7 protein-coding genes and 1 pseudogene are annotated in these 8,475 nt (G+C 60.6%); all 8 read right to left on the minus strand.

Going from position 1 to position 8,475, the window contains the following annotated elements; genetic code table 11:
* Positions 1 to 4: 4 nt before the first annotated feature.
* Positions 5 to 970, minus strand: a complete 966-nt coding sequence (locus ACTHNZ_RS12650; RefSeq protein ID WP_440542838.1) for an acetaldehyde dehydrogenase (acetylating) — start codon at positions 968 to 970, stop codon at positions 5 to 7.
* The gene (locus ACTHNZ_RS12655) at positions 967 to 1,788 is read right to left on the minus strand and encodes a 2-keto-4-pentenoate hydratase (RefSeq protein ID WP_440542839.1); all 822 of its coding nucleotides are present in this window, start codon (positions 1,786 to 1,788) and stop codon (positions 967 to 969) included. The genes ACTHNZ_RS12650 and ACTHNZ_RS12655 overlap by 4 nt, the downstream gene beginning before the upstream one ends.
* Positions 1,785 to 3,275, minus strand: a complete 1,491-nt coding sequence (locus ACTHNZ_RS12660; RefSeq protein ID WP_440542840.1) for a 2-hydroxymuconic semialdehyde dehydrogenase — start codon at positions 3,273 to 3,275, stop codon at positions 1,785 to 1,787. The genes ACTHNZ_RS12655 and ACTHNZ_RS12660 overlap by 4 nt, the downstream gene beginning before the upstream one ends.
* 121 nt (positions 3,276 to 3,396) lie before the next feature.
* The gene (locus ACTHNZ_RS12665) at positions 3,397 to 4,374 is read right to left on the minus strand and encodes a LysR family transcriptional regulator (RefSeq protein WP_440542841.1); all 978 of its coding nucleotides are present in this window, start codon (positions 4,372 to 4,374) and stop codon (positions 3,397 to 3,399) included.
* A gap of 70 nt (positions 4,375 to 4,444) precedes the next feature.
* Positions 4,445 to 5,527: a porin gene (locus ACTHNZ_RS12670; protein WP_440542846.1), complete on the minus strand. Its 1,083-nt coding sequence runs from the start codon at positions 5,525 to 5,527 to the stop codon at positions 4,445 to 4,447.
* A gap of 259 nt (positions 5,528 to 5,786) precedes the next feature.
* Entirely contained in the window at positions 5,787 to 6,923 is a 1,137-nt protein-coding gene (locus ACTHNZ_RS12675; RefSeq protein ID WP_440542842.1) for a branched-chain amino acid ABC transporter substrate-binding protein, read from the minus strand.
* 276 nt (positions 6,924 to 7,199) lie between these two features.
* Positions 7,200 to 8,138, minus strand: coding sequence for a tryptophan 2,3-dioxygenase (locus ACTHNZ_RS12680; RefSeq protein ID WP_440542843.1), 939 nt, complete (start codon positions 8,136 to 8,138; stop codon positions 7,200 to 7,202).
* 1 nt (position 8,139) lies between these two features.
* A pseudogene (locus tag ACTHNZ_RS12685) lies at positions 8,140 to 8,475 on the minus strand (alpha/beta hydrolase); the annotation flags it as partial.

Consider the following 8,475-nt stretch of genomic DNA (forward strand, 5'->3'; position numbering starts at 1 on the left):
TCCGTCACGCACCCACATGAAGCGCTGCGATCTGTTCCGCAGCGGCAAGCGCCGCCGAAGTCATGATGTCCAGGTTGCCCGCATACGCGGGCAGGTAGTGTGCCGCACCCTCCACTTCCAGAAAGACGCTGACCTTCAGCCCGGCGCGACGCTCGTTCGCATGCAGCGCGAGCGGATTGTCCACGGTGTAGCGGTCGAACTGCACACGTTGCTTGAGACGGTAGCCCGGGACGTAGCTCGCCACGGCCGACACCATGGCATGGACAGCACACTCAATGGCTTCGGTGTCCGCGCTCTCATCGGTCAGGCAATAGACGGTATCGCGCATCATCAGTGGCGGCTCGGCCGGGTTCAGCACGATGATCGCCTTCCCGCGCTCCGCGCCGCCGACGGATTCAATCGCGCGTGAAGTAGTTTCGGTGAACTCGTCAATGTTGGCGCGCGTACCCGGGCCTGCCGATCGACTTGCGATCGATGCGACGATCTCCGCGTAGCGCACCGGCGCGACGCTCGAAACGGCATGCACAATGGGAATCGTCGCCTGGCCACCGCAGGTCACCATGTTGATGTTTGGCGCGCCCAGGTGCTCGGAAAGATTAACCACGGGAACGACGAAAGGCCCGATGGCGGCGGGCGTCAGATCGATGACCTGCACGCCGTGCCGGCGCAACACGTTTGCGTGGTGCGCGTGTGCTGCTGCCGACGTCGCATCGAACACGATACCGATATCGGCGAACTGCGGCAGTCCCACAAGCCCCTCGATGCCACCGGCCGTGGTCAGTACGCCGAACCTCGCTGCGCGTGCCAAGCCCTCCGACGCCGAATCGATGCCGGCCATCGCGCTCATGCGTAGATGGCGCGCGTTGCGCATCACCTTGACCATCAGGTCGGTGCCGATATTGCCGGAGCCGATGATGGCAACGGCCAGCTTTGCGCCTGCGTTTGTGTTGTCGGTGCTGTTGTCGCTCATGACGAGGATCCCGTTTGATGTGAAAAAACGGCACTAACGCTGCCGAGGCCCTGGATGCGTGCAGTGAACGCATTGCCGCCCACGGCAGGCACCATCGGCCCCAATGCGCCCGTGAGTACGACGTCGCCGGCGACGAGCGGCGCGCCGACGCGAACCATCGTGTCGGCAAGCCAGAGCGCCGCACACAGTGGGTTGCCGAGACACGCTGCGCCGGCGCCAACGCTTACCTGCTGGCCGCTGAGCTCCATCACCATGCCGCAGGCGACCACGTCGAACGCGTCGAGCTTCACCGGCCGGTTGCCGAGCACGAAAAGCCCGCTCGATGCATTATCGGCAACGGTGTCGGTCAGCCGGATGTCCCAGTTCGCAATGCGACTTCCGACGACTTCGATGGCGGGAAGCGCGTATGCCGTCGCGCGCAGCAGGTCGGCGATGGTGTGCCGCTCGTGCGGCAGATCGCGTTCGAGCACGAGCGCGATCTCTGCCTCCACCTTCGGCTGCTGGGTTCGCGACAGTGAAATTTCCTCGCCGTCGGAAAACGCCATATCGTCGAACAGCGTGCCGAAGTCGGGCTGATCGACGCCCAGTTGCGTCTGAACCGCCTGCGAGGTGAGCCCGATCTTGCGGCCCACGAGCCGGCGGCCTGTAGCCAGACGAAGGTCGGTGTTGATGCGCTGCACCGCATACGCGGCGTCGAGCGGGTCGCCGCCGAGTGCCGCTATCGCGTTGCGCACCGGTGCGCACGGTACGCCGTGCATCTGCGCGTCGCGCAGCTGGCGCGCAATTTCTGCCGCCGCATTCATGTCGATTGCACTCATGCGATCCTCACGCAGACGTTCGTGAGCTCCGAATAGAAGTCGAGCGAATGCCTTCCACCCTCACGGCCGAGCCCCGACAGCTTCGTGCCGCCGAACGGCGTGCGCAGATCGCGCACGAACCATGCGTTCAGCCACACGATGCCGGTCTGTATGCGCTTCGCTACCCGATGACCGCGTGCAAGATGGGTGGTCCACACGCTCGCCGCCAGACCGTACGCGCTGTCGTTCACGCGGCCGATCACCTCGTCCTCTCCATCGAACGGGGCGATATGGCACACCGGCCCGAAGATTTCCTCGGTCACGCAGCGTGCGGTATCGGATAGGCCGGTCCAGATGGTGGGCTGGACAAATGCGCCGTCGTCGCGCGCGTCACCGAATAGCGGAACGTCACCGCCTGTCACGACCGTCGCGCCCTCTTCCACGGCCAGCCGGAAATACGACAGGACTTTCTCCCGGTGTCGGCGCGAGATGAGCGGGCCCATCGTCGCGTCCGGGTCGCCGGGTGCGCCTACCCGGATCGCTTCGCTGCGTGCCTTGAGCGCCGCCACGAATCGCTCGAAGATTGGCCGCTCCACATACACGCGCTCACTGCACAGGCATACCTGCCCCGCGTTCGTAAAGCTCGACTTGAGCACCCCTTCCACGGCCGCGTCGAAGTCCGCGTCCGCGAATACCACGGCCGCATTCTTGCCGCCCAGTTCGAACGAGACGTCCTTCACGCCATCGGCTACGGTCTTCATGATCGTGCTGCCCGTGCGCGACTCGCCGGTGAAGGTGATCGCTGAAATCCCGGGATGGCGCGTGAGGAATTCGCCCGCCGCATTCGGCCCATGTCCGTGAATGAGGTTGAAAACGCCGCGCGGGAGACCGGCCTCATGGATGACTTCCGCCAAGAGCGTCGCGCTGCCCGGCGTCTCTTCCGAAGGCTTGGCGACGACACAGTTGCCCATCGCGAGCGCCGGTGCCACCTTCCACGTCAGCAGCAGCAGCGGCAGATTCCAGGGCGAAATGATGCCCACGACGCCAAGCGGCTTGCGCATCACGTAATTCATGTATTCGCCGCCATCCGCGGCGTGCGTCTCGAAGCATTCGCTCCCCGCACTAACGATCAGGTTGGCGAAGGTGCGAAAGTTCGCAATGCCGCGTGTCACATCCAGGGTTCTGGCCTGAACGAGTGGTCGTCCGGTGTCGGCAACCTCGGCTTCGACGAAATCGTCGAAACGAGCCTCGATTCCATCTGCGATCCGATGAAGCCAGGCGGCTCGCTGCGCGGGCGTTGAACGCTCCCATTCACCTCGTTGTGCGGCGCGGGCCGCACGTACCGCGCGATCGACCGTCTGCTCGTCGGCTTCGCAGACACGGGCGACGACCGTTCCGTCAACCGGATTGACATCCGCAAACGTCGTCGCGGTATCGACAAACGAGCCATCGACATAATGACGAAACAGCCGCCCGGCACCAGTGACTTCCTTTGCTTCCAGTTTCACGACTTTCTCCTGCTTAATATGTTGAAAAAGTGTAAAAGCCGGAAGCCATTCTGGATAATGAAAGTTGCGGTGCTTGTTATGCGAAGCTGTAATACCGGGGCAAACACTCTTCCTGCACCACTTAGGGAAGCGGGGGCTCGCTCAACGAGTCCGCTCGTGCGACTTCCTGGAGGCATTCAACGAACGTCCGGCAAGCCGCACTGGGCTCCTTGAGGGAGCGTACTGAATAGCCGACCGTCCCGAACCGGCCGGTCTCGGGTAGATCGAGTATGCGTAGAAGACCCGTTTCCACGAACTGTTGAGCGGCCAAGCGCGGCATGAGCGCAACGCTCGGCGTTTCGAGCAGGAGGCCGATGTTGGTGAGCAGCGAAAGCGATTCCACGACGTCCGCCGGCAAAGGTAGTCCGGCTGCCCGGAACAAATGTTCCGCAGCCAGTCGCGACGGCGAGTCAGGGGTTGGCAGTATCCATGGAAAGCCGCATAGGTCTCCAAGGTGCGCAACGCTTTGCGCAGAAGGTCCATAACCGCGCCCTACGACGGCGCACAGCGACTCCTCGAACAAGGGGACGTGTTTAAGTGGAAATGCAGTCGCGATCGGAAGCTCTCGCTCGGGTAAGCGGCCCACGACGAGATCAAGGTCGCCCGTCGCCAAAGCTGGAAACTGCTGCGTAGGGGTACCCTCGCGGACGGTCACCAGCACCCCGGGGGCACGGCCCTTGAGCGTCGCAATCGTTCGGGGCAGGAGGCGCGCGGACGCCGAGATCAGTGTGCCGACGATCACGTGGCCGCTCGTCCCGAGGCGGAACTCGTTGAGCTCATCGGTCATATACCGCAGTTCGGCCATCAGCGACTTCACCCGCCTGCCGAGCAGCAACCCTAACTCTGTCGGTGAAACGCCCCGATTCGAACGCTGAAACAGTTCGCCCTGCAAGCACGCTTCAAGTTCTTGAATGATCTTCGTGACAGCCGGCTGCGTCAGGCTCATTTCATTCGCCGCACGCATCACAGAGCGGGTTTCCAGCACGCGTTCGAAGACCAGCAACTGGTTCAGCCGCAGTCGCCGGATCAGGGAATCGTTGCTCAGCGGGTTAAAAGACATTTAAGCCAGGGTTTCGATGAGTGCAAAGGCCGGATCGATCCTGAGGGCCGCTCTTTCAACGCAGACTGGATCAGAAAATGTTGCGTAGCCCGATAGCAACGCCCGTCTGGTTGTTGCGGCCTGGGTAGTCAGCGCGGTAAGCGCCCGTTCCGCGGGTGAAGTCCACCGTGCCGTAGATCTCGGTACGCTTGGAAAGAGCGTATTCGGCGAGCAGCGTAGCCGAGTAATTCATGCCCGAGCCTAGCGAACCGTCGAGCATTGCCGCATTGCGCGCATGGCCGTAATACCCGGCAGCGGTCAGCGCCAGAGGAGCATTCGCCTGCCACGTCGAACCGACATAGAAGTTGTCGTCGATGCGGTTCGGGCTCACGTGCGGCAGCGCTGGTGCGCCAGCCTGCTGCGCGGCGAGGTCGGCCGTGCCGGTCTGGTCCTGCGAATGCAGCCAGCCCGCCAGCAGTTTCAAGCCCGGCGTGACCGCAAAGGCCAGCCCAACGTTCGCCAAGTTGAACTTCTTGCCCGCCAAATCGTTTTGCTGCCAGCCCGCCATCGCCTGCAATGATCCCAGTGTGTACGAGGCAGTGAGCCCATACATGCTGTTTTTGCCTGTGCTGCCCGATACGCCGCCCAAGCCGTAAATGCCTTCGACGTGTAAGCCGCCGAAGTCATTCTCATACTTGATGGAACTGTTGGTGAAAAGGAACGGCCCCACCGGGTTATAAACCCAGCTATCCTGCCAGAAGTCGCCCACCGTCAAAGGATCGTAAATGTTCCCCATCATGTCGAAAAAGGGCGTCTTCTGGCGACCGAGCGTTAGGGTCCCGTAACGGGTGTTCGAAACGCCAACATAAGCGTTACGCTGGAACAGCGTGTTGTTGCCATTGTCGAATTTGCCAGACCAGAGCTGAAACTGGTTCTCCAGCTTGAATATCGCCGATGTCCCGCCACCCAGGTCCTCGCTACCGCGCAAACCGAATCGACTTGGCGTTTCCACGCCTTCACCCATGGCAAGCTGCGCGTCATTCTTCGCGTTCGCATTGGTGAGATAACGGATACTTGTGTCAACGAGTCCGTACAAGGTAACGGAACTCTGGGCAAAAGCACTATGAGCTGATGCCGTGAACGTCAGCACACCGAAAAACACCAAAGGTTTCATGCGTTTCATTGTTTCTTCTCCAACGTCCGTTAAGCATTTTTAGACATGATTCGGCCTGACGCTCAGGCATTTGCTTCGAACGATTTCCACTGCAAGATCAGGTCGAAGCCGCGAGCGAAACCGACGCCCCATTTTCAAGGCATCGCGTGCATCTTCCGGTCGACGAGCCTGGTCATGGCTCGATTTTCTTCTCGCGGTAACGTTGCCGGACGAGGAATCTCGATCGTCGGCATGCGACCGCCCCACCAGTTGCATCCCGTCAGAGCTTTTCTACGCTTATCAGCGTCTTCTTTCCGTTTTCATAGCGATAAATTGAAATCGTTCCGCTCTCGAGATCTCCCTTCGCATCGAACTGTATCGGGCCGGTAATTCCCGTCACGCTGACTTTCCGAATTGCTGCCGCGATCTTCGCCGGGTCCGTGGAGTCGGCTTTTTTCATGGCCGCGACCACGACATTGACCGCGTCATAATTCGACGGCGCGTACAGCAGGATAGGTACTCCGAATCGTTTCTGGAAACGGGCGTTAAAGGCCGCCCCCTGAGACAAGGTTTCGAGCGGCGCACCGGCTTGCGCACAGATCACGTTGGCCGCAGCATCACCCGCGAGCTTTGGCAGATCGTCCGAGCAAACGCCGTCGCCTCCGAGGACATGAGCTGACACGGCCAGTTGCTTTGCCTGTTTCGCGAAGGGACCCGCCGTCGCCTCCATGCCACCGTACATGATCAGGGCGGGGTCTTCCCCCTTGATCTTTGTGAGGATGGCCCGGAAATCGATCGCTTTATCGTTCGTCTCATCATGCGACAAAACTTTCATGCCCAGGCTCTGGGCTCTCGCAACAAATGCGTCCGCGAGCCCCTGACCATATGCAGTAGCGTCGTCGACGACGGCAACCGTCTTTCCGTGCAGGTTTCCGTAGGCATATTGCGCGAGCGCGGGTCCAAGAACGGCGTCCGTCGCAACCAGGCGAAAGGTCGTGGCGAAGCCCTGTTGCGTGTACGCTGGGTTGGTGGCTGAAGGGGTGATCTGCGCGACATGCGCATCCGAGTAGATCTTCGACGCGCTGATGGACGTGCCCGACGTCATGTGGCCGATGACGGCGACAACCCCGTCGTCTACCAGACGTTGCGCGACCTGTGTCGCAGTCCGAGGATCCGCTGCGTCGTCCTGTGAGTCGAGCTGAAGAACGACCTGCTTTCCGCCGATAACGAGGTGCTGCGCGTTAATGTCCTCGATCGCCAGTTGCGCACCGCGCTCGTTGTCTTTTCCGAGGTTGGCGATCTGCCCAGTCAGCGGCCCCGCAAAACCAAGCTTGACAACGGTCTGTGCATGGACATTCGCGCAGAAAGTGGCCGCCATCGTGATGATGGCAATGCGCCAATCTAGGCGTCTTGTCATTTTAAGTCTCCTTGTCTCGTGAGATGTGGAATGTGACCGCGCTGCTTTGTTTCTCTTTCGTGCTTTTCGATGCCGCGTGGGATGCTTTTATTGTTCGTTCACGGAAAAAAAAAGGATAATGAAAAATCCGGGGCCTGCTATTCTGGCCAGGAATAGCAGGCGCAGCGAGGCTTTATGGCAATTAGGATCCCTTAACGACGGCATGGGAACGCGCAGGACAACTCACATTCAGACGATCGACTGCAAGCGGACCCGACGATGCCCGGGGTCGCCGCCTCACATCTTCGTTCGCATCGTCCAGAGTTCCGGGAAGAACCGGTGGTCCACCACATTTCGGAGCCACTGGACGCCAGCGGAGCCACCGGTACCCGGTTTGAAACCGATGATTTTCTCGACCGACAGGAAATGGCGCCACCGGTATTGCGACAACTGGTCGGCCAGCGCGCACAGCGCTTCGCCGAGGCGATAGAGTTCGTTCGCCGGAACGGGATCTGCGTAGACCTCGAGCCAAGCCTTCTCCACGGAATCGTCGTGCCGGTATTCCTCGCTCCAGTCACGATCCAGAGCCCGAGGCGCAATGTCGAAGCCGCGGCGCGACAGCAAGGCGATCACCTCGTCGTAGAGGCTGCGCGACGTCAGGGCTTGCTCCATGGCTGGCCACACGTGCGGAACGTTGCTGTGCGCGCGGGCGAGCCGCACATTCTTGTTGCCGAGGATGAATTCGACATGACGGTACATGAACGAAAACTGACCGGACGCGGTCCCGAGAAAATCCCGGAACTGGTTGAATCCATCGGTGCTGATGGTGGATAGTAGGTCCCAGGATTCGGTGATGTACCTTGCATACTCCCGGGCGCGGGAAAGTATTTCCAGTGCCTCGTGCACACTGTCGTTCCGGATCTGTTCCCGCGCGTTGTATAGCTCGAAGTGCAGGCCTTTGAACAGCAGCTCTTTCACCTGCCCCATGATGATGAAGCACATCTCGTCATATCCGCTGCTGCGCGGACACTGAAGCGATAGCAGAAGGTCGACGAACTGGTAATCGATGTACGGATTGCTTTCTCCCGGATGACCAAGCAGCGGTTCGCCACTGGTGCGCGCGGCTGTTTGCTCCCGCGTCTGCGGCGTTGTCATCGGCATTTCCCGCAGGAGCGTGGCGTTTCCGAAACGGCCGGGAGCCACAATCGTGGGGGTGTGAGGCTGGTAATGGGGCATTTCATGGTCCTTTTGTACTATCGATCAACGCCTGGACTGCCTCGCCCAACACTGTGGTCCGATCACCCAGGTCGAACGGCAGATCAAAATGGTTGCGGTCCGCAACTTCGAATTGTGAAAAAAGGCGCACTTTTGAATCGAGCGCACTCGCGAAAGCCCGGCTCTGACGTTTGAACTCGGTAGTCTCGACGGCGCCCCATGCAACGATCGACTTGGGGAAATCGTCGAGACCAAAGAACTGTGGACTCACCTCGCACGCCGTGGATTCGTCGAGGTGGAGCGCATCGTTTACGCTGGTGTTGACCAAAGGGCGGAGGTCATAGATACCCGACAACAG

This window comes from Trinickia sp. (assembly GCF_051953955.1).
GTDB lineage: Bacteria > Pseudomonadota > Gammaproteobacteria > Burkholderiales > Burkholderiaceae > Trinickia.

Coding starts and splice junctions, on each gene's coding strand:
- ACTHNZ_RS12650 (WP_440542838.1), bottom strand. CDS start 970: ATGAGCGACAACAGCACCGACAACACAAACGCAGGCGCAAAGCTGGCC.
- ACTHNZ_RS12655 (WP_440542839.1), bottom strand. CDS start 1,788: ATGAGTGCAATCGACATGAATGCGGCGGCAGAAATTGCGCGCCAGCTG.
- ACTHNZ_RS12670 (WP_440542846.1), bottom strand. CDS start 5,527: ATGAAACCTTTGGTGTTTTTCGGTGTGCTGACGTTCACGGCATCAGCT.
- ACTHNZ_RS12680 (WP_440542843.1), bottom strand. CDS start 8,138: ATGCCCCATTACCAGCCTCACACCCCCACGATTGTGGCTCCCGGCCGT.
- ACTHNZ_RS12675 (WP_440542842.1), bottom strand. CDS start 6,923: ATGACAAGACGCCTAGATTGGCGCATTGCCATCATCACGATGGCGGCC.
- ACTHNZ_RS12665 (WP_440542841.1), bottom strand. CDS start 4,374: ATGTCTTTTAACCCGCTGAGCAACGATTCCCTGATCCGGCGACTGCGG.